The 359-nt window shown below is 68.0% G+C and carries 2 protein-coding genes; one reads left to right on the top strand and one right to left on the bottom strand.

Annotated elements, in window-relative coordinates:
- The coding region (locus AB4Y92_RS26755; RefSeq protein ID WP_441822373.1) for a DUF1127 domain-containing protein at nucleotides 1–211 on the top strand (211 nt) is incomplete at its 5' end.
- Here AB4Y92_RS26755 and AB4Y92_RS26750 read toward each other — a convergent pair.
- Nucleotides 180–359 (bottom strand): hypothetical protein (locus AB4Y92_RS26750; protein ID WP_441822372.1); only part of this gene is annotated, 180 nt, incomplete at its 5' end. The genes AB4Y92_RS26755 and AB4Y92_RS26750 overlap by 32 nt on opposite strands.

Genomic DNA, 359 nt, shown 5'->3' with positions numbered 1-359 from the left:
ACCTGAGGTCGCGCAGCGGCCGGGCGCAGTGTTTCGACTGCTCGGCGCTTCTTGCCATTGGATCGCCGGCTATTTCGTCCGTCGCGACGCCATTGCCTGGCTTCGCGAGTGCGACGACGCCGCGCTGCGGGATATTGGCCTGACGCGGCGCGAGATCGAGGACGCGGTCCGCGGCCGCTTCACCCCGTCCGGCCGCGCAAGGGGGTGGTGATGGCCTCGCCGGTCGCAATCAGCCCCTGCGCGGATGCAGCTCGGCGTGCTTCGCCTGTGGAGGCCGTCGCATGGAACTGACCCTTGCCACGATCCTGGTCGCCTTTGCCGGCGTCTTCCTGATTGGCTTCATGCGGGGAGCTTTTGGT

Source organism: Lysobacter sp. TAB13, assembly GCF_052113885.1.
Lineage (GTDB): Bacteria > Pseudomonadota > Gammaproteobacteria > Xanthomonadales > Xanthomonadaceae > Lysobacter > Lysobacter gummosus.
Note: the sequence above shows the minus strand (reverse complement) of the source record. Positions and strands in the feature narration are given on the sequence as shown.